Origin of the sequence: Bradyrhizobium sp. AZCC 1610, assembly GCF_036924515.1 — a bacterium.
Lineage (GTDB): Bacteria > Pseudomonadota > Alphaproteobacteria > Rhizobiales > Xanthobacteraceae > Bradyrhizobium.
This window is the reverse complement of sequence record NZ_JAZHRR010000001.1, coordinates 1,390,001-1,416,056: the sequence shown is the minus strand read 5'-3', so window position 1 is coordinate 1,416,056 and position 26,056 is coordinate 1,390,001. Positions and strand designations below refer to the sequence as shown.

The window sequence follows — 26,056 nt, the reverse complement described above, 5'->3', positions numbered from 1 at the left end:
ATCACGCTCGCTCAGACGGACAGATATTTCGATACTTGCGCGGCATCGACGCTGTCGCGCGGGTCGTCACGGACGATTTCACCGTTCTCGATGACCAGCACGCGGTCGGCGATATCGAGTGCGAAGCTCAGGACTTGTTCAGACACCATGATCGACAAGCCGCGCTCGTCGCGAATGCGCTTCAAGGTGCGCGCCATCTCCTTGATGATCGACGGCTGGATGCCCTCGGTCGGCTCGTCCAGCAGCAGCACTTTTGGCTTGGTGGCGAGCGCGCGTGCGATCGCGAGCTGCTGCTGCTGCCCGCCCGACAAATTGCCGCCGCGGCGGCCCTTCATTTCCAGCAGCACCGGAAACAGTTCGTAGATGTCTTCGGGCACTTCCGACCCACCTGACACCACCAGGCCGGTCTCGATGTTTTCCTTCACCGTCATGGTGGAGAAGATCATGCGGCCCTGCGGCACGTAGGCGAGCCCCTTGGCGACGCGATCGTAGCTCGGCAGCGCGCTGAGCTCGGCGCCCTCCATGCTCACCGAGCCGCTCTTGGTCGGCAAGATACCCATCAGCGACTTCATCAGCGTCGTCTTGCCCATGCCGTTGCGACCCATGATCGCGACGATCTCGTTGGGCGCGACCGAGACGTTGAGGCCGTGCAGCACCTCGCTCTGGCCGTAAGCGACGTGAAGATCCGAAATTGCCAGCATGAACGCGCTCCCTGGTGTCAGTGTCCGAGGTAAACTTCGATCACCTTCGGATCGTTCTTCACCTTCTCCATCGTGCCCTCCGACAGGATCTGGCCCTGATGCAGCACCGTGACCTTGTGGGCGATGTCCTCGACGAATTTCATGTCGTGCTCGATCACCAGCACCGAGCGGTCCTTGGTGATGCGGTTCAAGAGCTCGGCGGTCTTGGCGCGCTCGCTGACGCTCATGCCGGCGACTGGCTCGTCGAGCATCAGCAAGTCCGGATCCTGGATCAGTAGCATCCCGATCTCGAGCCACTGCTTCTGGCCGTGGCTAAGCTGATCGGCGTAGGTATCGAGGCGATCCTTCAGGAAAATCATCTCGGCGACTTCCTCGACGCGCTGCTTCACCGCATCATCGCGCTGGAAGGCGAGCGAGCCGAACACGGTGCGCCCGCGCGGATAGGAAATCTCCAGGTTCTCGAACACGGTGAGGTCTTCGAACACCGACGGCGTTTGAAACTTGCGCCCCACCCCGGTCTGCACGATCTGGTTCTCTTTCAGTTTCGTCAGCTCCTTGCCGCGAAACTGGATCGAGCCCGAGGTCGCCTTGGTCTTTCCGCAGATCAGGTCCAGCACCGTGGTCTTGCCGGCGCCGTTCGGGCCGATGATGACACGGATCTCGTTCTCCTCGACATAGAAGGAGAGATTGTTGACGGCCTTGAAGCCGTCGAACGATACCGTGAGCGCCTCGACCGCGAGCAGGAAGGGTTTGGGCTGGTGACCGATGATCATGATCTATCTCCTCACTCTGCCGGCGCGCCGTCGGCGACGGAATTGCCGGTCCACGCACCCGACTTTGATTTGCGCGATGCCAGCAGCCGGTCGATACGCGGCTGAACGTAATCAGCCCAGATTCCCGACAGGCCGTTCGGGAACGCCAACACGACCGCGATGAACAGCGCGCCGAGGCCGAACAGCCAGAGCTGCGGGAAGGATTCCGAAAGGCTGGTCTTGGCAAAATTGACCAGGAGCGAGCCCCACACCGCGCCGAAGATCGACATCCGCCCGCCGACGGCGGTGTAGATCACCATTTCGATCGACGGCACGATGCCGACAAAGGACGGCGACATGAAGCCGACATTGAGCGCGAACATGGCACCGCCGATCGCGGCGAAGATCGCCGCCATGCAGAAGGCAAAGATCTTGAAGTTGGCGACGCTATAGCCGGAGAAACGGACGCGATCTTCCTGTTCGCGCATCGCCACCAGGATGCGGCCGAGCTTGGTCAGGCGGATGAACTGCGCGATGCCGATGCATGCGAACAGCAGGAACACTTCAAAGAAATAAAGGATGACCTTGGCATGGTCCGGCCGGATGTCCCACCCCTTCAGCGTACGCAGGTCGGTCATGCCGTTGATGCCACCGGTGTAGCCCTGCTGTCCCACAATCAGGATCGTCAGGATCGCGGCGACGGCCTGGGTGATGATCGCGAAGTAGGTGCCGCCGACACGGCGCTTGAACATCGCCGTGCCGATGATCAGGGCGAACAGGCCGGGCACCAGGATGATTGCAGCGATGGTAAAGGTGAGACTGTGGAACGGCTGCCAGAACAGCGGCAGCGAGGTGATCTGATTCCAATCCATGAAATCCGGAATGCCGGGCGTGGACTGGATCTTGGTGTTCTCGACGCTGGAGGCTTCCAGCTTGAGGAACATCGCCATGCAGTAGCCGCCGAGGCCGAAGAACACGCCCTGCCCCAGGCTCAGGATGCCGCCATATCCCCAGCACAGCACGAGGCCGATTGCGACAAAGGCGTAGGTCAGATATTTCGCGACCAGGTTGAGGCGGAACACATCCAGCGACAGCGGCAAGATCACGAACAGGACCAGGGCCAGCGCAATGAAGCCGATGAGCTCGGATCGATTGAAGAAGCGTGAGGTGATGATCATGACCGTGCCTGCTTTCGTTATTTGCGGACCTTGAGGGCGAACAGACCCTGCGGCCGCAGCATCAGAATTCCGACGACGGCGAGAAGCGTGAGCACCTTGGCCATCGAGCCCGACATGAAGAACTCCAGCGTCGACTGGGTCTGCGAGATCGAGAAGGCGGAAGCGATGGTGCCGAGCAGGCTGGCTGCGCCGCCGAACACGACCACCAGGAAGGTGTCGACGATGTAGAGCTGGCCCGAGGTCGGTCCGGTCGAGCCGATCATGGTGAACGCGCTTCCGGCGATGCCGGCGATCCCGCAACCGAGCGCGTAGGTGTAGCGATCCACTCTTGCGGTATTGATGCCGACGGCGCCGGCCATGATCCGGTTCTGCACGACCGCGCGGACCTGCCGGCCCCAGCGCGACTTGTACATGACGTAGGCAACCGCGCATGTGATCAAGACGGTGAGACCCATCACGAAGATGCCGTTGATCGGCACCTCGATGCTGTCGCTCACCTTGAGAGAACCCAGCATCCACTGCGGCAGCTCGACGCCGACCTCGCGCGGCCCGAACACCGAGCGATAGGTCTGCTGAAGAATCAGGCTCAAGCCCCAGGTGGCGAGCAACGTATCCAGCGGACGCTTGTAGAGATGGCGGATCAACGCCCACTCGACCAGCATCCCCAGTGCGCCGGAGGCAATAAAGGCCAAGGCCATCGCCAGGAAAAAATATCCTGAGAACAGCGTTGGCAGATAGCTCTGGAACACGTTCGACGTCATCCAGGTGACGTAGGCCCCCAGGATCATGAACTCACCATGGGCCATGTTGATGACGCCCATCTGGCCGAAGATGATCGCAAGGCCGAGCGCCATCAGCACGTAGACGGAAAACAGGATCAGGCCCGCAAAACCCTGCATGACGAAGATGGAGCCCAGATCGCCAATCGAATATTCGCCGAACATCGATGTTTCTCCGTCGAGGGGAAGGTCCCGCGTCGCGAACGGATTCGCGACGCGGGGTCGTGAAGCGCGGATTGACGGTCCACGCCAGGGAGCTGTTGCCCGGAGAAAAAGTGCGGGGAGTTCGGCCGCGCTTACTGGTAGCCCTTCGGGAACGGATCGGGCTCGACCAGATCGGTGGTCTCAAAGATCAACTCGAACTGGCCATCGAGCTTGGCCTTGCCGACGCGGGTCTTCGACCAGAGGTGATGGTTTTCATGGATGCGCACGTAACCTTCGGGCGCTTCCTTGAATTCGATGCCTGGCGAGGCGGCCGCGATCTTGTCGACGTCGAAGCTGCCGGCCTTCTCGGCGGTCAACTTCCACAGCCACGGGCCGAGATAGCCGGCCTGCGTCACGTCGCCGATCACGGTCTTCTCACCCCACAGTTTCTTGAAGGCGGGAACGAACGCCTTGTTGTTGGCATTGTCGAGCGACTGGAAGTACTTCATGCAGGCATAGGCGCCTGCGATGTTTTCGCCGCCGATGCCGTCGATCTCGTCTTCGGTCACCGAGATCGTCAGCAGCGCCTGCTTCGACAGGTCGACGCCGGCCGCCTTGAGCTGCTTGTAGAAGGCGACGTTCGAACCGCCGACCACGTCGGTGAAGATCACGTCGGGCTTGGTCAGCTTGATCTTGTTGATCACCGAATTGAACTGGGTGCTGCCGAGCGCGTAATATTCCTCGCCGACGACCTTGCCCTTCAGCACGTTCTCGACGTGCTTGCGCGCGATCTTGTTCGAGGTGCGCGGCCAGATGTAATCAGAACCGATGAAGAAGAACGATTTGGCGCCCTTCTCCTTGGCGATCCAGTTCAAACCGGCGAGAATCTGCTGGGTTGCCTCCTGGCCGGTGTAGATGACGTTCTTGGACTGCTCGAGGCCTTCATAGAAGGTCGGATAATAGAGCATGCCGTTGTACTGCTCGACGACCGGCAGCACCGCCTTGCGCGATGCCGAAGTCCAGCAGCCCATGATCGCCGCGACCTTGTCGTTGACGAGAAGCTTCTTGGCCTTTTCCGCAAATGTCGGCCAGTCGCTGGCGCCGTCTTCCTGGATGAACTTGATCTTGCGTCCGAGCACGCCGCCAGCGGCGTTGATCTGTTCGATCGCGAGCTTTTCGGCCTGGATCGAGCCGGTTTCCGAAATCGCCATCGTTCCGGTGGCCGAGTGCAGGATGCCGACGGTAACTTCCGTATCGGTGACCGCGAGGCCCGTGGTGTTGACCACGGAGGTCGCGGAGCCGGCTCCGAATGACGGCCGGGGAAGCATCGAAATGAACGGCAGTGCCGCCGCGCCCATCAGCAGTTTACGGCGAAGCGGCGACTGCAGGCCCTTGTTTGTTTCGTCTGACATGAGCACCCCATTTTTTGGTTCGAGAACGCGCTTTGGTCAGGCGAGGATGACCCGGATTTGTGCACCGCACAGATACGCAGGATTGCGTATACTGCACCGCAAAATAGCGACGTAGGTTTCTGGTACGGAGTTTGCTGGCTATGCGGGGTCGGCGAAGCGGGTCAGGAGCATCACAGTGGCAGGGCGGCAGCGGATTGACCGCGTCAGGCGCCAATATAATCAATGGGTTGCGAACCAAACCCTGGAAGACTATGCGCTGCGCTTCACCGCCAAGAGCGCCCGGCGATGGTCGGCCGCCCGCGTCGCCAATACCGCCCTTGGCGCCATCTCTTTTCTGGCGCTGGAGGCGATCGGCGGCACGATTACGCTGAAGTACGGCGCAGCCAACGCTACCGCCGCCATCCTGGTCGTCAGCGTCATCATCTTCTTTTGCGGCCTGCCGATTGCCTACCATGCCGCAAAATGCGGCATCGATATCGACCTGCTGACCCGCGGCGCCGGCTTCGGCTATATCGGCTCGACCATCACATCGCTGATCTATGCCTCCTTCACCTTCATCTTCTTCGCGCTCGAAGCGGTCATCATGGCAGCCGCGCTGGAGATGTGCTTCGGCATCCCGCGCCCGATCGGCTATCTCATCAGCGCCGTCGTCATCATTCCCGTGGTGACCTACGGCATCACCTTGATCAGCCGCTTCCAACTGTGGACGCAGCCGCTCTGGGTCGTCCTCCACATCCTTCCCTTCGTGGCGATCGCCTGGGCCAATCCGCATTCGTTCACGGAATGGCGCAAATTCGCCGGTGAGCATGGCGACCCGAGCGGCCATCTCGATCTGCTGCTGTTCGGCACCGCAGCCTCAGTGGTGTTTTCGCTGGTGGCGCAGATCGGCGAACAGGTCGACTTCCTGCGGTTCCTGCCGCGCGATCGCCGCACCTCGCGCACGTCATGGTGGATCGCCCTGCTGAGCGCCGGCCCCGGCTGGATCGTCTTTGGCGCGCTCAAGTTATTGCTGGGCTCGTTCCTCGCCTATTTCGCGCTCAGCCACGGCGTCTCCAGCGAGCACGCCGCCGAGCCCGCGCATATGTACCTCGAAGCATTTCGTTACGTGCTGTCGCAGCCGGACCTGACGCTGGCGCTGACCGGCACCTTCGTCATTCTCTCGCAGATCAAGATCAACGTCACCAACGCCTATGCCGGCTCGATCGCGTGGTCGAACTTCTTCTCGCGGCTGACACACAGCCATCCCGGCCGCGTGGTCTGGCTGGTGTTCAACGTCATGGTGGCGCTGCTGCTGATGGAAATCGGCGTCTACAAAGCGCTGGAGCAGACGCTGGCGCTCTACTCCAACGTTGCGATTGCCTGGGTCGGCGCGCTGGTCGCCGATCTCGTCATCAACAAGCCGCTCGGCCTGCGCCCGCAGCACATCGAGTTCAAGCGCGCGCATCTCTACGACATCAACCCGGTCGGCGTCGGCGCCATGACGATCGCGACCATCGTCTCGATCAGCGCGTTCTACGGCCTGTTCGGGCCGACGGCGAAGGCGCTCTCGGCCTTCGTGGCGCTCGCGGTCGCCTTCGTCGCCGCGCCCCTGATCGCATGGGCGACCGACGGCAAATACTACATCGCGCGCAAGCCCAAGCGGAGCTGGCAGAACCTGGAGGCGATCCAGTGCTGTATCTGCGAGCATTCGTTCGAGCCGGAGGACATGGCCTCCTGCCCGGCATACGCCGGGCCGATCTGTTCGCTGTGCTGTTCGCTCGACGCGCGCTGCCACGACCTCTGCAAGCCGCACGCGCGCGCCGGCGCACAGGTCTCGGAGGCGCTCGGCAAGCTGCTGCCGGAGCCGATCTATGCCCGGATCAACTCGCAGTTCGGGCGTTACCTCGGCGTGTTCGCGGTGTCCGCAGGCCTCGTTGGCCTGACGCTTGGGCTGATCTATCTGCAGACGTCCGCGACGATTCCGGTCGACGGTTTTGCGCTATCCGACGTGCTCTGGAAGGTATTCTTCGCGCTCACCATCATCATCGGCGTGGTGGCATGGCTGTTCGTGCTGGCGCAGCAGAGCCGCCGTGCGGCGGAGGCGGAAACGCGGCGGCAGACCGCGCTCTTGATCCAGGAAATCGACGCCCACAAGCGCACCGACGCCGAGCTGCAGCGCGCCAAGGAAGTGGCTGAATCCGCCAACCTCGCCAAGAGCCGCTATGTTGTGGGCCTGAGCCACGAACTGCGCTCGCCGCTCAACGCCATCTCTGGCTATGCGCAACTGCTGGAACAGGATTCCAGCCTCAATACCAAGCCGCGCGACCAGGTGCGCGTGGTCCGCCGCAGCGCCGACCATCTGTCGGGGCTGATCGACGGCATTTTGGACATTTCCAAGATCGAGGCAGGCCGGCTTTATTTATCGCGTGACGAGGTGCGGTTGAGCGAATTCCTCGACCAGCTCGTCGGGATGTTTCGCGTCCAGGCTGCCGCCAAGGGCATCGACTTCGTTTTCAAGCGGCCTTCAGTGCTGCCCGTCGTCGTCTATGCCGACGAAAAGCGCCTGCGTCAGGTTCTGATCAACCTGCTGTCGAATGCGCTGAAGTTCACGCAGACCGGCAGCGTGCAATTCGTCGTGCATTATCGCAGCCCGGTCGCGGAGTTCGAAGTGATCGACACCGGTCCCGGCATCCAGCCAGACGATCTCGAACGCATCTTCGCGCCGTTCGAGCGCGGTGCGCTCGGCGTCTCGCAGCCGCAGACCGGCACCGGCCTCGGGCTGACCATCAGCCGGCTGCTAGCCGGCGTGATGGGCGGCGACATCAAGGTGACCAGCCGGGTCGGCACCGGCAGCACGTTCCGCGTCAAGATCCTGCTGTCGGAAGTCACCAATCCGACAAGGATCGCGCCGGTGGAGGCGCCGATCTTCGGCTATCACGGCCCGCGCAAGACGATCCTCATCACCGACGACGATCCGACCCACCGCGACCTGCTGCGCGAGGTGCTGGCGCCGCTGGGCTTCATCTTGCTGAGCGCGCCGGACGGACCCGGCTGCCTCGCGCTGGCGCAACACTGCCGGCCCGATCTGTTCCTGCTGGATATCTCGATGGCGGGCATGGACGGCTGGACGGTGGCGGAAACGTTGCGCGCGAGCGGCCATCATCAGGCCCGCATTCTGATGGTGTCGGCGAGCGCGCTGGAGGCGCATGGCGCGCCGCTGGCGCAGCCGTTTCATGACGGCTACCTGATGAAGCCGATAGATATCCCCAAGCTGGTGGAGACGATCCGGCAACTGCTCAAGATCGAGTGGCAGTACGAGGCCGAGCAAATACCCCAGCCGCGCTGGAAACCGGAGACGGGATCGCGGCCACCGGTGAGATATGTCGAGGAACTGATCGGCCTCGGGCAACTCGGCTACATCCGCGCGATCCAGGTCAAGCTGGACGAAATCGGCAACGACTACCCTGAACATGCCGATTTCGTTTCGCAAATGCGCACGCTGGTCGACCGCTTCGATCTCGATCAGTACATGGCGACCCTGAAAACACTGCACAGCTATGATCACTGAATCCAAAAAGCGCGACATCGCCCTTGTCGTCGATGACTCGCCGGAGACGCTGCGGCTGCTCACCGACGCGCTCGACGGCGCAGGCATGACGGTCATGGTCGCGCTCGACGGTGCGGCGGCGATGCGGATCGTCGACCAGATCACGCCCGACATCGTGCTGCTCGATGCTGTGATGCCCGGGTTGGACGGTTTTGAAACCTGCAGGCGGCTGAAGCGCGACGCCGGCCTCGACCACGTTCCGATCATCTTCATGACGGGGCTGGCCGAAACCGAGCATATCGTGCGCGGCCTGGAGGCCGGCGGCGTCGACTACGTCACCAAGCCCATTGCGGTCGAGGAGATGCTGGCGCGCATCCGCGTCCACCTCGCCAATGCGCGGCTGACCCAGAGCGCGCGCGCCGCGCTCGATGTCTCCGGCCGCTATCTGCTCGCCGTCAATGGCGAGGGCAAGATCATGTGGGCGACGCCTCAGGCGCAGAAACTGCTGTCGGATGCGCTTGCCGCTGATAGCGACGACGATGTCGTGCTGCCGGAGCCGATCCCGCAATGGCTGGACCAGGCCCGCAAGGGCAAGGCCGGGTCGAAAGCTGCGATCATGACCGCACTTCCCGGCAACGAACAGCTCCGGCTGCAATATATGGGCAGACTGGGCACCAATGAATTCCTGCTGCGGCTTGCAAAGGATTCCGGCACCGAGACGCCGGCGGAATTCTCCAGCGAGCTTGGCCTGACGACGCGCGAGGGCGAAGTGCTGTCGTGGCTGTCAAAGGGCAAGACCAACCGCGACATTGCGCAAATTCTGGGCCTCTCCCCGCGCACCGTCGACAAGCACCTCGAGCAAATCTACTCGAAACTCGGCGTCGAGAACCGCACCGCCGCGGCTGCGATCGCGGTGAACGCGAAGCATCGAAAATCTTGACGCGACATTCTTCCTCGCCCTCTTGGCAAGCAAGCAAAGTCGTCAGCTTGGCGAGCTGATTCGTCAGGCATTGCCTCTGACCGGCCCGGCTTCAGAACTCGCCGGCGATCGCAAGGCGCGCAGATCCATGTGCCGGTTCACGTCTTTATACAGCAGGTAGCGGAAGCGTTCCGGGCCGCCGGCATAGCAAGCCTGAGGGCAAAAAGCGCGGAGCCACATATAATCTCCGGCCTCGACCTCAACCCAATCCTGGTTGAGCCGGTAGACGGCCTTGCCTTCCAGAACATAGAGGCCGTGCTCCATCACATGGGTCTCTGCGAAGGGGATCGACGCACCAGGTTCGAAAGTCACGATCGTAATATGCATGTCATGTCTGATATCGGATGGATCGACGAAACGCGTCGTCGCCCACCTGCCATCGGTGTGAGGCATCGGCGTCGGCGCAATGGAGTTTTCGTTGGTGACGATGGCATCGGGCACCGCGATATCAGGCACATGCTGATACAGCTTCCGGATCCAATGAAAATGCACTGAACCGGCGCCGCGGTTTTGCACGTGCCAGGAGCTCCCCGGAGGCAGGTAGGCAAAGCCACCGGGCCGCAGCACGTGCTCAGTTCCGGCAAGCCTCAGGGACAGCTCTCCCCCGACGACGAACAGCGCACCCTCCGCTCCCGCATCGGGTTCCGGCGCTTCGCTTCCTCCGCCCGGCGCTACGTCGATGAGGTAGTGCGAGAATGTTTCGGCAAAGCCGGACAGCGGTCGAGCCAGCACCCAAACGCGCGTATTGTCCCAGTGCGGAAGATAACTGGTCACGATGTCGCGGATCACGCCCTTTGGTATCACCGCATACGCAGCCGTGAAGACCGCCCGGCCGGTCAGCAACTCGGTCTGGGCCGGATGCCCTCCCGGCGGCACGTGATAGGTTCGAGACGACATTCCAGATGATCCCTTGGAGATGATTGTTGCGGACGATCGCCGGGCCGCTAGCCCTGCTTCGCCGTGATGTCCGTGTTCGCTTCCGCCGCACCATCGGGCGCGACGCGCAGCCAATTTGCCGCTTCAAGCCACTTTTCCTCGAGATTGCTGCCCGGACCCTTGCGGTCGATCACAAGGAACGGACTAGCCTCTCCGACGACGAGCAGCGGATGGTGCCAGCAGTTTCGCGCGTAGTTCACGCCCTGTTGTCCCGATGCAGCAAATGCCCGGTAGCTTGAAGGGACGCCCGGATCGGTACACACCACCACCAACCAGGGTGCTCCGCTCAACGGCATGAACAGTTGGCTACCCAGTGGGTGGCGCTCCATGAGCTTGATGACGAGCGGGGCTGGCCTTGCAGAGCCGACGAACAGACTGACGCTGACCTCTCCACCTTCCGCGGCTACGTCAATGCTGGCCAAGTCGTCAAAACGCTCCGCAAAGCCTTCATTGATCAATTTCGGCTTCACGTCTGCGGTCTCGACCACCTCGCCGAATGGCGCAAACCCTGCCCTTGTCAAAGGCGCAATCGAAAGCGCTGTCATCGCTCAACTCCTATCCGTCGCAGACCCGGGAACTGATGCCATGGTCTCAGGACGTCTGAAGCTGCGCGCCGGATACATCGATACCGACGGGATCGACCGGTGTGTCCATATCGATGGCAGCGACCTCGCCATTCAGGACGCGATGCGCCTTTTCCCGATCGATATCGCCTTCCCATGAGGCCACGGCAACCGTGGCGACGCAGTTTCCGACATAGTTGCCCAGCGCACGCGCGATCCCGATGAACCAGTCCACCGACAGGAGCAGCACCAATCCGATGGCTGGAATGGCCGGGATGGCCGCGAGCGTTGCTGCAAGGACAACGATGGCCGAGCCCGGAACCCCGTGAGCACCTTTCGAAGTCAGGAGCGCAATGCCGAGAATTGCCAGAAGATCACCAGTCGCCAGCGGCGTGTTGGTAGCCTGGGCAATGAATACGGCGGCCAGCGTCAGGTAGATCGAGAACGCATCGAGATTGAACGAGTATCCGGTCGGAATTACCAGCCCAACGGTCGACGGCTTGATGCCGAGGAGTCGAGCTTCCGCATGGTCTGTGGCAGCACGCTGTCTCCGGCCGCCGTGCCAAGAACAATCGTCAGCTCCTCGCGGAAGTAGCGGAGCAGCTTGAACAGGCTGAAGCCGCTAAAGCGCATGACCGTCCCCAGCACGACGACGACAAAGACGGTCACGGCCAAATAGAACAGGGCGACGAGACCACCGAGCTGCTTGAGCGAGCCGATGCCGTATTTTCCGACTGTAAATGCAATCGCCCCAAAGACACCGAGCGGCGCCAGCCTGACGACGAAATTCATCATCTTGAAGATGATATCGCTCACGCGTCCGATGAAATCCGCCACCGGCCTGGCCCGCTCGCCGCACAGGGAGACGGCGCAGCCAAACATGATCGAGACGATCAATACCTGCAGGATGTCACCGGTCGTAAACGCTCCCACCACGGTCGAGGGAATGAGTTTCATGAGGAATTCCGAGACGCCGCCGCCGGCAACCTGGGCTGCCGTCTGACTGAAGCCGCTCAGCGCTTTTGCATCCAGCGTCTTCGGATCGATGTTCATTCCAACGCCGGGCTCGAAGTAATAGGCGAGCGCAATGCCGAGCACCAAGGCAATTGTCGTTACGACCTCGAAGTATACGAGCGCGCGCACCCCGACCCGTCCAACCTTCGAGAGATCCCCCGCAGCGGCGATTCCGTGCACGACGACGCAAAACACGATCACGGGCACCAGCATCTTGATGAGCTTGATGAAGCCGTCGCCCAGCGGTTTCATCTGAAGGGCGACATCCGGGTAGGCCATGCCGAGTGCAATTCCCAGTCCGAGCGCAATGGCGACCTGGAAGAAGAGTGACTTGAGTATATTTGGCACGGCTTTCCCCGCTTGGTTGGCGCTTCCAATTCAATGCGGCTTGGTCGGCTCACCGCCGATGCCGCTATTGTTTTTGATGGCGACGTTGACGTCGCTTCGAAACCGGCTGCTCGCCCCACCGGGCTGCCGCCCGACCGCGCCGACCGCCTGCCCGCCTCGATCTTCGCGACACGGCATTTCCCATCATTCGTTGACCATGCCGGATCAAGTGTCCAATATATAGAACGACATGATCAAGAGGATTTCGCTATGGATCTCCGTCAGATCAGATATTTCATCGCCGTGGCCGAGGAGCGCAGCTTCACTGTCGCGGCGCGGCGGCTGAATCTTTCCCAACCGCCACTGAGCCAACAGATCCAGTCGCTCGAAGCTGCGTTGGGGGCGCAGCTTCTCTATAGAACCAGTCGCAGAGTCGAGTTGACGCAGGCCGGAGAAGCGCTCCTCGCGCGCGCCCGCGCCATTCAGCAGCAGATCAAACTGGCGGAAGACGAGGTCCGCGCGATTGGCGCCGGCCTGGTCGGAACTCTCGATATAGGAGCGACAGGCTCCATCCTGCGTGGACGGCTGGCCGATCTGCTGGCTGCGTACCGGAAGGATGCGCCTGCGGTGAAGATGACGGTGCATGAACAGGCACCGGCGTTGCAGATCGCGGCCCTCCTCAATCGAACGACGAACATCAGCCTCAATCGAAGCATTCCCACCGAGGACGCTTTGAGCAGCGAACTCGCGTGGCCGGAGGAGATCGTGGTGGCCATGCCGAAAGTCCATCCGCTCGCCCGGCGCAAGCGCATCGCCCTCGGTGACCTTGCGTCGGAGGACCACATCGTCTTGCAGCCGGAAAGCTCTCAATTTGCGCGCTATATACAGAAGTGCTGCATCGACGCCGGCTTCCTGCCGCGGGTCTCCCAGCAAGTCGTCGATGCGCAGTCGGTGCCGAGCTTGATCGCAGCGGGTTTCGGAGTTGCTCTGGTTCCGCAATCAATAGCCCGCTTCACGACCGACGAGATCGTGTTCAGGCCCATCAGGCCCTCGCCACCGTCCGCCGACGTGTTTCTCGTCTTCAGAAAAGATGAGACGTCGATGGTGGTGCAAAATTTCATCAAACTGGCGCGTCGTTTCCTCGGGCAGAAGCGGAATTCGGCTTTGGTCGGGCGGCGATTTATTTCGCGCAGTTCAACGACGTCTTGAAGCGGCGCAAACCTAGAGACTGGTGGTGATGCCACCATCGACATAGAGCGTATGGCCATTGACGAAGGACGAGGCTTTGCCGGACAGGAACACGGCGGCACCGACCAACTCCTCGACATTACCCCAGCGGGCGGCCGGCGTCCGCTTTTCGAGCCAGCTTGAGAACTCCGGATTGTCGACCAGCGCCTGGTTGAGCGGGGTCTTGAAGTAACCCGGCGCAATTGCATTGATCTGGAGACCGTATTTGGCCCAATCGGCGCACATGCCGCGGGTCAGGTTCTTTATCGCGCCCTTGGTGGCCGTATAGGGCGCGATGCCCGGTCGTGCGAGCTCGCTCTGCACGGACGCGATGTTGATGATCTTGCCACGGCCACGTGAAATCATATGACGCGCGACGGCCTGGCCGACATAGAACGCGCTCGAAATATTGGTGGCGAGCAATTGCTCCCACTTCTCGACGGGAAAGTCCTCGAGCGGCGAGCGAAACTGCATGCCGGCATTATTGACCAGAATATCGATCGCGCCGGAATTCTTCTCGATCGCCTCGACACCGGCCCTGGCGGCTTGCGCCTGTGTCACGTCGAAGCCGGCCACCGATACCTTGTGCCCCGCGGCCGTCAGCCTCAACGCGGCCGCATTCAGCTTGCCGGTATCGCGGCCGTTGAGGACGACTTCGGCGCCGTGTTCGGCAAGGCCTTGCGCGAACGCGAAGCCAATGCCCTGCGAAGAGCCAGTGATGAGCGCCCGCTTGCCCGTCAGTTCGAAAAGTTCAAAAGCCATGTGACGATCCCGTGCTGCCTCAAGCCGCCAAGGCTCATCGCCCAAGCGACTTCTTGATACCGTTCAATCCAAGGCGCGGGAAGGGGTCGGAATGGACGTAAAAGAATTGCGCGCCTTTTCGAACGTCCTCGACCGGTGTTCCCCTGACTGTCGCCTGACGTGATCGCAATCGTGGGCAGCGCAAGCTAATTATCAGTCGCATCAGCGTCCCTTCCAGAAGCGTACAGGTTGCTGCAAACTGCGTACGTAGCCTGCGATTCGTAGATATCCTGAGGACCCATGAACGAGACTTTGATATCCGCCTGCACGATGTTTCTCGTTCCAGCAACACTTTTGTTTGGCGCTTTAGGTGTCGCGAACTCGTCCTTTCTCAAGGTGCTGGTCTGCTTGCTTGGCGTAGCCACGACAGGAATATGGCTTTACCGGATATGGTGGTGGACAAACCTGTCTTTGATTGATCGCAGAACGGCGCTTGGTCTCGCGGGCATGTATGCGTGCGCGTGGCTGGTGACATTCCTGGTGCAGTTGAAGAATGTGTTCTCGTCGCGCTGACTGACTCCGTTTTGCTGAAAATCGCCGACAACCTTCGCCCACAACCTCGGCAGCCGCCTCCGGCGCGTGAAGTGTGCCACGGCCGGCATCCATCTGGGCTGATGGCGTTCGACCAGCCGTGGAGAACACGGAGTGAGCGGCCATGGGCGCTCGACGGGCTGCGATCAGGTTGTTAAGCCCCGCCTCCGCTAAGGGGACTTTGAGTCGAGACATGACCGTTGCGATCGAGATGGGACACACGACGGCCGGCGCCCCGGCGACTCTGGACCTTGAGGAACTGCTGGCGACCCGCCTGCTGGTGCAGGGCAATTCGGGCTCCGGCAAATCCCATCTGCTGCGCCGGCTGCTGGAACAGAGTGCTCCCTGGGTGCAGCAGACCATCATCGACCCCGAAGGCGACTTCGTGGCGCTTGCCGATCGTTTCGGCCACCTGCTGATCGATGCCGAGGACCATACCGAGCGGGGCCTGCAGGTCGCCGGCGAGCGAGCGCGCATCCATCGCGTCTCCACCGTGCTCAATCTCGAGGGGCTCGACGCCGAGAACCAGATGCGGCGCGCCGCCGCCTTCGTCGGCGGGCTTTTCGAGGTCGCCCGCGACCACTGGTACCCGATGCTGGTTGTGGTGGATGAGGCGCAGCTCTTCGCGCCGGCCGTCGCCGGCGAGGTTTCGGACGAGGCGCGCAAACTCTCGCTCGGCGCCATGACGAACCTGATGTGCCGTGGCCGCAAACGCGGGCTTGCGGGGGTCATCGCCACCCAGCGACTGGCGAAGCTCGCCAAGAACGTCGCGGCCGAGGCCTCCAATTTCCTCATGGGCCGAACCTTTCTGGATATCGACATGGCGCGCGCCGCCGACCTTCTGGGCATGGAGCGGCGACAGGCAGAGGCCTTCCGGGATCTGGAGCGCGGGCAATTCATGGCGCTGGGACCGGCCCTCTCCCGCCGTCCGCTGGGGCTGCGTATTGGCCCAACGGAGACCACGCCGCGCAACGCGACCCCGCGCCTGATGCCTCTGCCGGAAGCGACACTCGACGCACGCGCCATCATCCTGGCAGCGCCGCCGCCCGAGAATAATCGGCCCCAGCGCCGGTCGCCGCCAGACCTCCTCGGCCAGCTCATGGCGGCGAAGTCAGCGGCTCTGGAGATCCGTCCCGAAGCGGTGGAGCAGCCACTCAGTGCTGAGCAACTGGCGGAGCGGCATGAGCGAGTGGACCGTATTCTGCGCGCCGTCATGGCGGAGCCCGACGCGGGATTCCGTGCCATCGGCGTCCTCTATCAGGAGTTCGTGGTCCGCTGCCGAATAGAGGGCCTCGGTTCGGCCGTGCCGGACCTGGGTGACTTCCGTCGCATGCTGACGCGCGCCCGCGCCGGGCTCGGCTCCGATATGGCAGAGGATGACGGGTGGCAGGATGTCTCGGTCCGCGCCTCGCTTCTGCCGGAGGATATGCAGGGCGTCTTCATGATGATCGCCCGCGCCGCGAAAGAAGGTTGGCCCTGCCCGGGCGATGCAGCGATTGCCCGCGCCTATGGCTCACATTCGTTGCGCCGTGCACGGCGGCTGCTGACCTACATCGAGGAGCAGGGCCTCATCGTTTGCCAGCTTGACGGTGCCGGTCGGCGGATCGTGACGCTCGTCGAACTGGCCTGGGCGACGGCACCGGGCGACCCCAATGCCGAGGAACTGCCGGCGGAGCAAGGTGATCCCCAAACGGGGTAACTTGATAATGGCGCCCGTCTCGCTCCGCGGTATATGATGCGCTGAAGTCGCTGAGCGCTGCACTACAGTTCCTTTGACGAGCCCGCGCGCTTGTCGCCGGCCGCCTGTTGCATATCTCGCTTAAAAGGAGTTCTGAGCTTGAGCGTTGCCTTCACCAAGGAAGACAGTGCCGAAACGGCGTCGGAGACTCTGCTTCCCGACCGCCCGGTTTCACCTCATCCGAACCTCGTTACGGAAGCGGGATTAAAGGCTCTTGAATTTCAGCTTCACCAGGCTCGCGAGGCATACGAGACCGCGCAGAGGATCGAAGACGTGAATGAACGGCGGCGGCAAGCGGCAACCCCCTTGCGCGATGCGCGCTACTTTGCGGCGAGAGTTCGGACGGCTCAGGTCATCACCAAACCTACGTCAACTGACACTGTCGCCTTTGGGAGCACCGTGACCTTCAGGCGCGACGATGGGCGCGTGCAGAAATATCATATCGTGGGAGAGGACGAAGCGGACCCCAAGGCCGGCTCCGTTTCCTTCGTGTCCCCGGTGGCAAGGTCTCTGATGGGCAAAGCCGTTGGAGATGTAGTCGGTACATCCGGTCAAGAGCTTGAGATCATTGCGATCTCGTAGCCCCCGCACAGGACGCAGCCGATGTTTGGAATGTCCGCGTTGCGCCAGATATCGCACGAAGTGTTGCTTTTCATCCGAAGCCGAAATTGATCTTGTCTATCTACGTCTTTGTCACTGCAGCCGCGCGTCGACCGCGCCCGCGAAGCTTGCCCACTCCGCCGGCGCGGCCGCTGGAAATTTACGCCGCGCGAACGTAGCCGTAGCGCAGGTTCGAGGGCTCCTTGGCCGCCAGCGCATACTCGTTCTTGAGCGAAGCGAGACGGTCCACCGAAAAGGCCGGCATCCTGGTGTTGTCAGCCGCTTTCAGCCTGATCTTGTAGAATTTGGTGGCGTTGCCGCCGAAGATCAGTTGCTTGGTAGCGCTATTGGCGTCGCCGAGCGGCGCAAACCCGTATTTCTTCTGCATGTCCTCCGGAATTTCGAGGCGGCGCAGTGCCTCGATCTGCCACTGCGGTGAGCCATACCAGACCGAGTCAGTACCCCACATCACGTGATCGACCCCCATGCCCTTGATCAGTGTGCCGACCAGCGCGGCGCAAAACTTCGGATGCGCCACCGCCGAGTTGGCAAAGGAGGTGCCGATCTCGGCATAGACATTGGTGACGCCGAACTTCTGCGGGATTTCCGCGAGATCCGTGGCCCACTGGATGCGGCCGGTCTGCTCGAACTCGGCCCAGGCCTTGTCTGGCAGCTCGAGGAACGCCCGCAGCGCCGAGTGATAGATCACGAAGTTCATCTGCGGCCAGTCCTTCGCCGCCTTTCCGATGTCCCACGCGGTTGCGTATTCCCACACGCCGGCGAACGACTTCTCGTAATCGGGCGGCAGCAGCCCCTTGTGGATGCACAGCGTGTTGATGCCGGCCTTCACCGCTTTTTCGTAGAACGGATACATCACCTGCTCGTCGTCGAGCCGCCATGGGAACTTGGAGGGCGCCAGCGGATCGCCGATCGTGTAGGACTTCCAGGAATCGGGCTTGTAGACCTCGATTGCCTTGTCGACCTCCTCCATCCAGCCGGGCTGCTTGGGGGTGATGACGCTGTGCGCCAGCAGGCGGCGCGAGCCCGCGAAGTCGTTGATGAGCTCGCGGGCCTTGACGATCTGCTCGTTGGACAGAAGCCACCAGCTCGGATCGTCGAACGGCGCGCCGCTCAACAGCGCCATGTTGGTGTCGCTGTCGTAGTAGATCTCTTTCACGTAGTTCTGGAACTTGTAGCGGGCGAGCGAGGAGACGCCCTCCTCCTTCATCTTCGGGTTCCAGTGCTGGCTCGCAAAGTCCGCCAGACCCAAAAGCTCCTTGTGATCGAAGTCGTCGCGCACGAAATGGGTCTGGACGTCGAAGATGAACTGGCCGGCGAGGCCTTGCGCGCGCGCCAGCATCAGCTCGGGCTCGCGGGCCTCTGCAGCCGCGACCTGGAAAACATTGCCGTAGATGTCGTTCATTGCGAGGAATGCCGCCGCCATGCCGCAGCTCGTGTGCAGGAACTGCCTGCGGCTCAAACCGAGGTGCTTGCCGTTGAGGTCGGCGAGCTCGTTGATCCGCGCCTCGACCTTCCTCTGTGTAGTGCTCTGCGGGGGCGGGAGATACTCGCCGTTGGAAACAATTTGAGTGGGAATCGGCGTTGCCGCCGATGCCGCCTCGGCACCCGCGACGAGGCGCTGCTCTCGTTCACTAAGCCAAGTGCTCATCGTTTTCCTCCCTTGTTGATGATCGAAGCGCGTGCTGATCGTTGCCGCATGGAGGCTGCGTGCTTCACAGCGGTTAGCAGGCCGGCTCGCCGCACCGTCCGCCTCGCTCAAAGATTGCATCGCAGCCGCGCATGACGCGCGAATTCAACGCTCAAATTTCCATGGCCGCAAGCGGAGTAATCCGGCAGCCGCACTGTCCCAAACTCATTTCGCTTCCGATCGTTTTCAGTCGCATCGGCGTCCCTTCCAGAAGGGTACAGGTTGCTGTAACCTGCATATGCAGCCTGCCAAGGCATCGTGCTCGATGAAAAGTCCCACAGCCGAAGAACGCTTCACGACTATGAACGCGCAGCACAGACAGCACGGCATCGATAGAAGACCGCGGATGGCGCGCAAGTTGAACGAAGGACACGCAATGGCCAAGAACACGATTTGCCTGTGGTACGACAAGGACGCAGAGGCTGCTGCCCGCTTCTACGCCGAAACCTTTCCCAACAGCGCCGTGGATGGCGTCCACCGTGCACCCAGTAACTACCCATCCGGCAAGGAGGGCGACGTGCTGACGGTGGAATTCACAGTCGCCGGCGTTCCCTGTATCGGCCTCAACGGCGGTCCTGCGTTCAAGCACAACGAAGCTTTCTCGTTTCAGATCGCCACCGATGACCAGCAAGAGACCGACCGCTACTGGAACGCCATTGTTGGCAATGGGGGCCAAGAGAGTGCATGCGGCTGGTGCAAGGACAAGTGGGGCGTCTCCTGGCAAATCACGCCGCGCGTGCTGATCGAGGCGCTGGCGGCCGGCGGCGATGAAGCAAAGCGAGCATTCGATGCCATGATGGGCATGAAGAAAATCGACGTCGCCGCGATCAAAGCGGCACGGCGCGGCTGATGTTCGCCACCAGACCTTCCCGGACAGGCGTGCCGTGCCGATTTTTCAGAGGCCTGGCGGGCTCAGACCCAAGATCCGCCGTCAGAACGGATCGCGAGGGCGAGCTGGGAGTAACCTCAAGTCGGTCGCAAACGGCGAACTGGTGACGAGCTACTTTGTGAGCCATCGGGCGGTTCGAGGGAGCACTAATTGGCGACGTCACGATGGCGCAGTTGCTACCCGGTACCCGACGTAGCGATTCTATGATGATAGAGGCTCACGCCGGCGGACATAACGATCTGGTGGCTCGATCTCGATATCGATGACGACCGCGGCGTTCTCAGGGAGAACGGCGGGCGCTTCGTCCCTGGTGCACCATAGCACGCATCTCGGACTCTCGAGGTGACGGTCACAGGTCTTTTTCGGCGAGCTCGCGAAACGCGTCGGGAACGGAACGAGACATGCCCAGCTCCGCCGAGCCGTATCCAATAGCATCCCATCCGAAGCGATCGCGGATCTTATCGACGGCACGGTCGGCCGCCCATCGTGCCATGCCTATTTTGGTGCCGGGGCAGCGGCGTTCATCTGGAAGTCCCAACGGAAGTTCAAGCTCCAGATCCCAGTGCTCTTCGAGATGCGACACGGAGATCGCCAGGAGCGAGATGGTCTTTTCATCCGGGTGTTCTGCGAGGACCGCGCGCACCAGATCCTCGGCAATCTCGGCGAGGATCACGGTCGCGCAGATTGGTGCGTCGAGCGTTACCGAGCGAGTGACTGAGCGCAGGTTGGCGAAACGAACGCGGACCGTCACGGTTCGGCCGGGCCTGGACTTGGCGCGGAGCCGGCTGCCGATGCGGTCCGCAAGGTGAAACAGGGCGGGTCGAAAAACTCGCTCGTCGGCGGGCTTCCTGCCAATCGCCGATTGCGCTCCCGCCGATTGCGCCCGGCGGTGAGCCTTGATTTCCCGTGGATCGCGATTCCACGCCAGCGCTGCGAGTTTCTCTCCTGCCGCGGGACCGAGCAACCGCTCGAGCGACCATCCCGGTGTCTTTGCCAGCTGCCTGATCGTTAGTACACCGATCTCGGCCAGCCGCGCCCTGGTGACAGGTCCCACTCCCCACATCAGCTCGACGGGCAGGTGGTGAAGGAATTTCAGCTCGGTGTCGGGATCGACGACCACCAATCCGTCGGGCTTGGCCACTTGCGAAGCAATTTTTGCAAGATGCTTGGTGCGCGCTACACCGACTGAGATCGGAAGGCCAAGCTCCATGCGCACGCGTTGGCGGATCGCCCTTGCAATTTCGGCAGGCGGACCGAAGAGATGGGTGCAGCCCGCAACGTCGGCAAAGGCCTCGTCGATGGAAATCCGCTCGACGAGAGGCGTGAAATCGCCGATCACCTTGATGGCGGCGTCGCCCAGCCTTTGGTATTCCCTGAAATGCCCGCTGACGAAAGTGAGCTGCGGGCAGAGTTCGCGCGCCTGCCGTCCCGGCATGCCGCCGCTGACCCCGAAGGCCTTGGCTTCGTAAGAAGCAGCAAGCACAACTCCACCACCGACGGCGACGGGTTTGCCGCGCAACGAAGGGTCAAGGAGCTGCTCTACCGAGGCATAGAAAGCATCCAGATCCGCATGGAGGATGGTGGCTGTCGTTGCCATCCCGACCGTTTGCCCATGACGTTTCGAACATGACGTTTCGAAGAGGTTCTCGAAGAACATAATGAGAACAAGAGCGACGAGTGTCAAGCGATCGGTGTAGATCGCGCAGGCACCAGTCCTGACGGAAAGCCCCGGCTCTACCTGTCTTTCAGTGTCTGAGCGTTGTTGCGGGACTAACAAACCACCGAGACCGACATTCGCTGATAGTGGCCGTTTGACAAGTTTGCCCCTCTTGGGGGCGGTTCGGCATCTGGCGATAGATCGGCATTCAGCCGTGATAAGCAAACAACTCGATCGGGTCGTTGAAGCCGCGCACCGGATATTCGCCGACGCGTTCGAGATCGAAATCGCTTTCGACGAAGTCGGCGAACGCGCGGGATAACAGCACCGTTCTGCCCAATTGTTTGGTGAGGGTTTCGAGACGCGAAGCCATGTTGACCGCAGGACCGATAACGGTGAAGTCAAGCCGGGTGCGCGACCCGATATTACCGTACATGACGTCTCCGACGTGGACGCCGATGCCGTAATTCAGCGGCGCACGACCGGTTTCGCCGTTCCTTTCGTTCAGGGCAACCATGGCCTGACGGGCTTCGGCCACGGCATGCAGCAGATTTGCACAGGCCGACGGCTGGCTGAGCGGAAAAAATGGCGAGCAGACCGTCGCCGATGAATTTTAGTATCTCCCCACCATGTCGCGCAATCGGCTCCGACATCGCGTCGAAATAGCCGTTCAGAAGATCAATGACGTCATCGCGCGGCCAGTTGTCGGAGATCCGGGTGAAATCACGCAGATCGCAGATCATGATAGCGGCGCGTACCGTCGTCCCGCTTCCGCGTCTGGTGGCGCCGGCCAGAATCAGCTCGCCGGCATGCGACCCGACATAGGTTTCGAGCAGCGTTCGCGCCAGCCGGTTCTTCATGCGGATTTCGCTGACCAGCGCCAGAACCGGTAATAACTTCGACAGGCGGGCGATATGCGCGTCGTCGAAACCGCCTGGCCGGTCGGTTGCAAAGGTCACGATATGCCGCTTGCCGAGCGTATGGTACAGCGGCCAAGCGATATAGTCGGTCAGGCCTTTCGCCCGCATCTCGTCATAGATGGCGTGCTTCCGGCCCAGCGAGGCACCGCGTTCGAGATTCTCGCGCACCTCGGTGGCACCGTCATGGATTTCGTTGGCGGGACTGCCGATGTATTCGGATCGCTCCCTGACATCGTAGTCTACTCTCGCAAGCTCGGCCTCGCGCATCCCGTCGGCCCACATGATCCGGGCGCCAAGCCATTGCGGATGGTGGATCAGGAGATGAAGCGACGCCCGCTTGACGGGAATGCCCGCTCGCTGGAGCCGGATACACAGCTCGGCGAAAATATTGTCAATGAAGCGCTCATCTCGCGTGTCGTTTGTCAGCCAGTGCACAACGTCGCCGTCAGAATGCGCGGGAACGGGATCGATGTTTGGCGGCGCGTTCATAGCTTGCTCCTGAGCAGTGACCTGGATCGACGGTACAGGATATGTCGTGTCCCCGCTCGACGGCGTCAACGGGGTCCGCCGCAATCTGCCTGCGCGCATTGGGTTGTCGGCGGGTTGTCGCTTGCCACGTCGCGACTTGGCCGAGGCGTTCATTCCTCTGAAACGGTCCATTGTCGTAGGAATTGAGGTCACTGCGCACGCCGGCAGGAATTCCCTCGACAGCGGCGAGCCGCCTGTCGCCATTTCCATGCCTTCTTCTAAGTGAGGCCTTCGGGCACCGCTACCTTCAGCTTCGAGGCGAGCGCGAGCAGCCGGGACCGAGTGCCCTGCACGAGCGGTATGCCTACGCGCGACCGCGTTTCCATCTCATCGAAACCGCGTTCGCCCGGCAGATAAACGCGTTCCGATCCGGCCGCCGGCGGCAAGCCGTTGATGGCGGCGCCGAGGCGATCGACTTCGAGAGGGAAGCCTTCGCCGAATGCCGATGGGTCGAGCACAGCGACCAGGCCGTTGCCGCCTGGATCGCCGCCTCCGGCGAGCGCAACGGCAATCAGGGGATTCTCCGTCAGCACGCTGGCGAGCACCTCGATCATCAGAGAGAGGCCCGAACCTTTGGGGCCGGCCATCGGCAGGACGGCCTTTACGTTGCGCGGGTCCGTCGTCTCCCGGCCATCCGCGTCGACACCCCAACCCGCAGGAATCGCATGACCGGCATCCCTGGCCGCCATGATCTTGCCGAGCGCCACCGATGCGGTCGACATGTCGAGGAGCAAGGGGCGGTCCGGGTTGCTGGTGGGTGCGGCAATCGCGATGGGGTTCGTTGAGACACCCTCGGCCCTGGATCCATGATAGATCATGAGCGGCTTTGAAGCGGTCATGACGATGGCAACTTTACCCGCTTGGGCGACCTGTTGCGCGTAGTATCCGATCGCACCGGCATGGCTGATGGAGCGAACCGCGCACCAGCCAATGCCGTGGGTGTCTGCGAGTTGCGTCGCCGTTCGTGCGGCAATGTTCATTCCCACTGCGCCCGGCGCGCGTTGTGCGTCGATGACTGCTATCGCGCCCTTGCCTGAGATCCGGCGCGGTTCAGCGGATGGATTGATCAACCCAAGTTCCACCATCTCGACGTAGCGAGGGATCCGCAGCACGCCGTGCGAGTCGGCGCCGCGCAGATTCGCCCAAACCAGCATGGCAGCCGTCTGATCGGCCTGATCGGCCGTAAATCCGCCCGCCCCGAGAAGCGCGGCCGCGAAGCCCTGGAGTGTGCCAGAACCAATCGCGACCATGTCCGAAGCCGCACCCACGCTCAGGCTCCGAGGGGCGAGAGAAAGAACTTGTCGAGCCACCCTTTGATGATCGACTTTGTGCGCGGTGCATCCTCGGGCGCGAGCGGGAAATGGGACGTGCCGCTGATCAAAATGAGCTCGGCCGGCAGGCCGGCCTTTTCGAACATGCGGATCGACTGTTCCGTCGGCGTGATGGTGTCATTGGCGGTATGCAGAAAAAGTATCGGACGTGGAGCGATGTTTCCCACCACATCGTCGGCGCGGAAATTGTACATGCTCCATGCCGTCTCCACCGGAATTTCCATGATCGCCTTCGGGGAGAGATTCTTGCGCAGATGTTCGGGGATCGGGACGGCGTCGAAGCGGGAGATCCACATGCTCTTACCGGTTTCCTGCCGGTGCCTGCGGCCCTTTTCCAAAAGGGACGTGAACTTCGCCCAGGCCTCGGGCGTCGGGTGCTGGCCGCGGAATTTCCGCTCGCCATCACCCCAGCCGCAGGACGAAATTACGCAGGCGAAACGATCGTCCACACCCGCCGCATAGACGGAGACCGCCGCACCGAAGCTGTGGCCGACCACGCCGATCCGCTTGGGATCGACTTCTTCCCTCTCGGCGAGGAAAGTCAGTGCGTTCTTGGCGTCCGCCACCTGGTCGAAGCAGCGCACTTGCGCCCGCTCGCCCTCGCTCTCCCCGCAGCAGCGGAAATCGAAGCGAAGCGCCACGTAGCCCATCTGTTCGAGCATCTGCGCCTGGATCTCAGCGTGGGATTCGTCCTTCGACCCGACGAAGCCGTGCAGGACAATGAAGGCAGGCAGCCGCTGGCCCGGTTTTCTCGCATCCGGCACATGGAGAACGGCGGAAAGCTTGAGCCCGTCAGAGCGGAAAGTGAGCTTTTCTTGCATTGGATATCCTCGTACTGCTGTGCCGTCCGGCGCGCTCACGCATCGGCGCGACGGCTGCGTGCCGGACCTGCTGTCAGTTGATGGCGGTGAAGGGAAAATGATGCTGGCGCCACTCGAGCGGCGCCGGCGTGCCCCAGACATTCATGCAGCGCACATTGTCCGGGCGCTCGAGATTGGTAATGACGTTTGGAACAAAGCCCTCATCGTCCGCGATCGACGCCATCGAGCCGGCGCATTCGATCATCGCTCCGCTGGAGTCGGTGTAATAGGCATAGGTATTGTCACCCGGCCGGTGGCGGCCCGGCCCCCAGAGCATCTCCTTGTCAAATCGATCGAGCAGGTCGCCGAGCTTCAGGTAATCATTGAACTCCTTGAACTCGAAGGAGTAGTGATGCAGCCCCGCTTTGCCGCATACGACACCGACGATGTGATGCAGGCGGTTGCCGCCATACATCCAGCTCAGGCTGTCGTCGACCATACGTTCCGACAAACGCAGGCCGCCAATGATCTCGAGCTGCCGGCGCGTTGCGGCGGGATCAGGAGTTGTCAGGTTGAGGTGGTCCATCCGATTCGGTCCGACTCCATGGGTCGGGTACCGTCGTCCATAAAGCTTGTCACGTGTTGGCGTGTGTATCTCGAAGCGGAGCCCCTCTGGCGTCGCGAAAGTTACGCCCGCAGCCATGCATTCGAGGCTCGGTTCGCGAGAAAGAATCCGGCAGCCGGCGCCCTCGACCCGAGACTCCGCTTCCCGGACCGCTTCGACGGTGAGCGCTTCCAGCCCGATCGTATGCGTCGAGTTCTCATGCGACCTGAGCAACACCAGCTCAGCCGCGCGCCCGTTGGAGCTTAGCCAAGTCTGGCGCTCGTCCGAATAGGTGACCTGCAATCCGAGTATTTCGGTTGCTTCCCGCACCACCGTCTCGATCACGGTGGTGTTGATTTTCACATGCCCGACCGCGTGCACCAAATGCGGCATCTTCACCTCCCAAACTTC

20 protein-coding genes and 2 pseudogenes are annotated in these 26,056 nt (G+C 61.9%); 7 read left to right on the top strand and 15 right to left on the bottom strand.

Annotation, left to right across the window (positions count from 1 at the left end; genetic code table 11):
- Positions 1-11 precede the first annotated feature (11 nt).
- The 5 genes from urtE to urtA all read right to left on the bottom strand — a co-directional run bounded on the left by urtE (position 12) and on the right by urtA (position 4,966).
- Positions 12-701 carry an urea ABC transporter ATP-binding subunit UrtE gene (gene urtE, locus V1279_RS06995; RefSeq protein WP_334433759.1) on the bottom strand — a complete coding sequence of 230 codons (690 nt, stop codon included), beginning with the start codon at positions 699-701 and terminating at the stop codon, positions 12-14.
- A 17-nt stretch (positions 702-718) separates the two neighbouring features.
- Positions 719-1,474, bottom strand: coding sequence for an urea ABC transporter ATP-binding protein UrtD (urtD, locus tag V1279_RS06990; RefSeq protein ID WP_334433757.1), 756 nt, complete (start codon positions 1,472-1,474; stop codon positions 719-721).
- 11 nt (positions 1,475-1,485) lie between these two features.
- Entirely contained in the window at positions 1,486-2,631 is a 1,146-nt protein-coding gene (urtC, locus tag V1279_RS06985) for an urea ABC transporter permease subunit UrtC (RefSeq protein ID WP_334433755.1), read from the bottom strand.
- A 17-nt stretch (positions 2,632-2,648) separates the two neighbouring features.
- Positions 2,649-3,575 (bottom strand): urea ABC transporter permease subunit UrtB, encoded by a 927-nt coding sequence (gene urtB, locus V1279_RS06980; RefSeq protein ID WP_334433752.1) that lies wholly within the window; start codon positions 3,573-3,575, stop codon positions 2,649-2,651.
- Positions 3,576-3,706: 131 nt separating this feature from the next.
- Positions 3,707-4,966, bottom strand: a complete 1,260-nt coding sequence (gene urtA, locus V1279_RS06975) for an urea ABC transporter substrate-binding protein (protein WP_334433750.1) — start codon at positions 4,964-4,966, stop codon at positions 3,707-3,709.
- Positions 4,967-5,141: 175 nt separating this feature from the next.
- Here urtA and V1279_RS06970 point away from each other — a divergent pair, with 175 nt between their 5' ends.
- Positions 5,142-8,513 carry a hybrid sensor histidine kinase/response regulator gene (locus V1279_RS06970; RefSeq protein ID WP_334433748.1) on the top strand — a complete coding sequence of 1,124 codons (3,372 nt, stop codon included), beginning with the start codon at positions 5,142-5,144 and terminating at the stop codon, positions 8,511-8,513.
- On the top strand, positions 8,503-9,432 hold the full coding sequence (locus tag V1279_RS06965; protein ID WP_334433746.1) for a response regulator transcription factor: 930 nt from the start codon (positions 8,503-8,505) through the stop codon (positions 9,430-9,432). The genes V1279_RS06970 and V1279_RS06965 overlap by 11 nt, the downstream gene beginning before the upstream one ends.
- A 63-nt stretch (positions 9,433-9,495) precedes the next feature.
- On the opposite strand, the gene V1279_RS06960 is transcribed toward V1279_RS06965, so the two are convergent.
- The 3 genes and pseudogenes from V1279_RS06960 to dctA all read right to left on the bottom strand — a co-directional run bounded on the left by V1279_RS06960 (position 9,496) and on the right by dctA (position 12,332).
- Complete coding sequence (locus V1279_RS06960; protein ID WP_334433744.1) at positions 9,496-10,368, bottom strand: bifunctional allantoicase/(S)-ureidoglycine aminohydrolase; 873 nt, start codon at positions 10,366-10,368, stop codon at positions 9,496-9,498.
- Between the two features lie 47 nt (positions 10,369-10,415).
- Positions 10,416-10,952 (bottom strand): ureidoglycolate lyase, encoded by a 537-nt coding sequence (locus V1279_RS06955; RefSeq protein WP_334433742.1) that lies wholly within the window; start codon positions 10,950-10,952, stop codon positions 10,416-10,418.
- 46 nt (positions 10,953-10,998) lie between these two features.
- Positions 10,999-12,332: pseudogene (dctA, locus tag V1279_RS06950) on the bottom strand (C4-dicarboxylate transporter DctA).
- A 33-nt stretch (positions 12,333-12,365) separates the two neighbouring features.
- Between dctA and V1279_RS06945 the strand changes: the two are divergent.
- Complete coding sequence (locus tag V1279_RS06945; protein ID WP_334433740.1) at positions 12,366-13,520, top strand: LysR substrate-binding domain-containing protein; 1,155 nt, start codon at positions 12,366-12,368, stop codon at positions 13,518-13,520.
- Positions 13,521-13,532: 12 nt separating this feature from the next.
- Here V1279_RS06945 and V1279_RS06940 read toward each other — a convergent pair whose 3' ends face one another.
- A complete protein-coding gene (locus V1279_RS06940; protein WP_334433738.1) occupies positions 13,533-14,300 on the bottom strand; it encodes an SDR family oxidoreductase in 768 nt (255 codons plus the stop codon).
- A gap of 279 nt (positions 14,301-14,579) precedes the next feature.
- Here V1279_RS06940 and V1279_RS06935 point away from each other — a divergent pair, with 279 nt between their 5' ends.
- The 3 genes from V1279_RS06935 (at position 14,580) to greA (ending at position 17,190) form a co-directional block, all read left to right on the top strand.
- Positions 14,580-14,852 carry a hypothetical protein gene (locus V1279_RS06935; protein WP_334433736.1) on the top strand — a complete coding sequence of 91 codons (273 nt, stop codon included), beginning with the start codon at positions 14,580-14,582 and terminating at the stop codon, positions 14,850-14,852.
- A 211-nt stretch (positions 14,853-15,063) separates the two neighbouring features.
- Positions 15,064-16,569, top strand: a complete 1,506-nt coding sequence (locus V1279_RS06930; RefSeq protein ID WP_334433734.1) for an ATP-binding protein — start codon at positions 15,064-15,066, stop codon at positions 16,567-16,569.
- 138 nt (positions 16,570-16,707) lie between these two features.
- Positions 16,708-17,190, top strand: a complete 483-nt coding sequence (gene greA / locus V1279_RS06925; RefSeq protein ID WP_334433732.1) for a transcription elongation factor GreA — start codon at positions 16,708-16,710, stop codon at positions 17,188-17,190.
- Between the two features lie 178 nt (positions 17,191-17,368).
- Here the strand turns inward: greA and V1279_RS06920 are convergent, their stop codons facing one another.
- Positions 17,369-18,877, bottom strand: a complete 1,509-nt coding sequence (locus tag V1279_RS06920; protein ID WP_334433730.1) for an amidohydrolase family protein — start codon at positions 18,875-18,877, stop codon at positions 17,369-17,371.
- A 415-nt stretch (positions 18,878-19,292) separates the two neighbouring features.
- On the opposite strand from V1279_RS06920, the gene V1279_RS06915 reads away from it, so the two are divergent.
- Complete coding sequence (locus V1279_RS06915; RefSeq protein WP_334446248.1) at positions 19,293-19,766, top strand: VOC family protein; 474 nt, start codon at positions 19,293-19,295, stop codon at positions 19,764-19,766.
- Positions 19,767-20,154: 388 nt separating this feature from the next.
- Here V1279_RS06915 and dinB read toward each other — a convergent pair whose 3' ends face one another.
- From dinB to V1279_RS06890, 5 genes and pseudogenes are all read right to left on the bottom strand, one after another.
- Positions 20,155-21,402, bottom strand: a complete 1,248-nt coding sequence (gene dinB / locus V1279_RS06910; RefSeq protein ID WP_334446246.1) for a DNA polymerase IV — start codon at positions 21,400-21,402, stop codon at positions 20,155-20,157.
- A 268-nt stretch (positions 21,403-21,670) separates the two neighbouring features.
- A pseudogene (locus V1279_RS06905) lies at positions 21,671-22,871 on the bottom strand (adenylate/guanylate cyclase domain-containing protein).
- 257 nt (positions 22,872-23,128) lie between these two features.
- The gene (locus V1279_RS06900) at positions 23,129-24,178 is read right to left on the bottom strand and encodes an Ldh family oxidoreductase (protein WP_334433727.1); all 1,050 of its coding nucleotides are present in this window, start codon (positions 24,176-24,178) and stop codon (positions 23,129-23,131) included.
- A gap of 2 nt (positions 24,179-24,180) precedes the next feature.
- On the bottom strand, positions 24,181-25,062 hold the full coding sequence (locus V1279_RS06895; RefSeq protein WP_334446245.1) for an alpha/beta hydrolase: 882 nt from the start codon (positions 25,060-25,062) through the stop codon (positions 24,181-24,183).
- Positions 25,063-25,135: 73 nt separating this feature from the next.
- Positions 25,136-26,038 carry a VOC family protein gene (locus tag V1279_RS06890; RefSeq protein ID WP_334433725.1) on the bottom strand — a complete coding sequence of 301 codons (903 nt, stop codon included), beginning with the start codon at positions 26,036-26,038 and terminating at the stop codon, positions 25,136-25,138.
- Positions 26,039-26,056 lie beyond the last annotated feature (18 nt).

Bases quoted from the DNA above. Each gene is read 5' to 3' on its own strand.
- urtE (WP_334433759.1), bottom strand. From the start codon at position 701: ATGCTGGCAATTTCGGATCTTCACGTCGCTTACGGCCAGAGCGAGGTG.
- urtD (WP_334433757.1), bottom strand. From the start codon at position 1,474: ATGATCATCGGTCACCAGCCCAAACCCTTCCTGCTCGCGGTCGAGGCG.
- urtC (WP_334433755.1), bottom strand. From the start codon at position 2,631: ATGATCATCACCTCACGCTTCTTCAATCGATCCGAGCTCATCGGCTTC.
- urtB (WP_334433752.1), bottom strand. From the start codon at position 3,575: ATGTTCGGCGAATATTCGATTGGCGATCTGGGCTCCATCTTCGTCATG.
- urtA (WP_334433750.1), bottom strand. From the start codon at position 4,966: ATGTCAGACGAAACAAACAAGGGCCTGCAGTCGCCGCTTCGCCGTAAA.
- V1279_RS06965 (WP_334433746.1), top strand. From the start codon at position 8,503: ATGATCACTGAATCCAAAAAGCGCGACATCGCCCTTGTCGTCGATGAC.
- V1279_RS06960 (WP_334433744.1), bottom strand. From the start codon at position 10,368: ATGTCGTCTCGAACCTATCACGTGCCGCCGGGAGGGCATCCGGCCCAG.
- V1279_RS06955 (WP_334433742.1), bottom strand. From the start codon at position 10,952: ATGACAGCGCTTTCGATTGCGCCTTTGACAAGGGCAGGGTTTGCGCCA.
- V1279_RS06945 (WP_334433740.1), top strand. From the start codon at position 12,366: ATGCGGCTTGGTCGGCTCACCGCCGATGCCGCTATTGTTTTTGATGGC.
- V1279_RS06940 (WP_334433738.1), bottom strand. From the start codon at position 14,300: ATGGCTTTTGAACTTTTCGAACTGACGGGCAAGCGGGCGCTCATCACT.
- V1279_RS06935 (WP_334433736.1), top strand. From the start codon at position 14,580: ATGAACGAGACTTTGATATCCGCCTGCACGATGTTTCTCGTTCCAGCA.
- V1279_RS06930 (WP_334433734.1), top strand. From the start codon at position 15,064: ATGACCGTTGCGATCGAGATGGGACACACGACGGCCGGCGCCCCGGCG.
- V1279_RS06920 (WP_334433730.1), bottom strand. From the start codon at position 18,877: ATGAGCACTTGGCTTAGTGAACGAGAGCAGCGCCTCGTCGCGGGTGCC.
- V1279_RS06915 (WP_334446248.1), top strand. From the start codon at position 19,293: ATGGCCAAGAACACGATTTGCCTGTGGTACGACAAGGACGCAGAGGCT.
- dinB (WP_334446246.1), bottom strand. From the start codon at position 21,402: ATGGCAACGACAGCCACCATCCTCCATGCGGATCTGGATGCTTTCTAT.
- V1279_RS06895 (WP_334446245.1), bottom strand. From the start codon at position 25,062: ATGCAAGAAAAGCTCACTTTCCGCTCTGACGGGCTCAAGCTTTCCGCC.
- V1279_RS06890 (WP_334433725.1), bottom strand. From the start codon at position 26,038: ATGCCGCATTTGGTGCACGCGGTCGGGCATGTGAAAATCAACACCACC.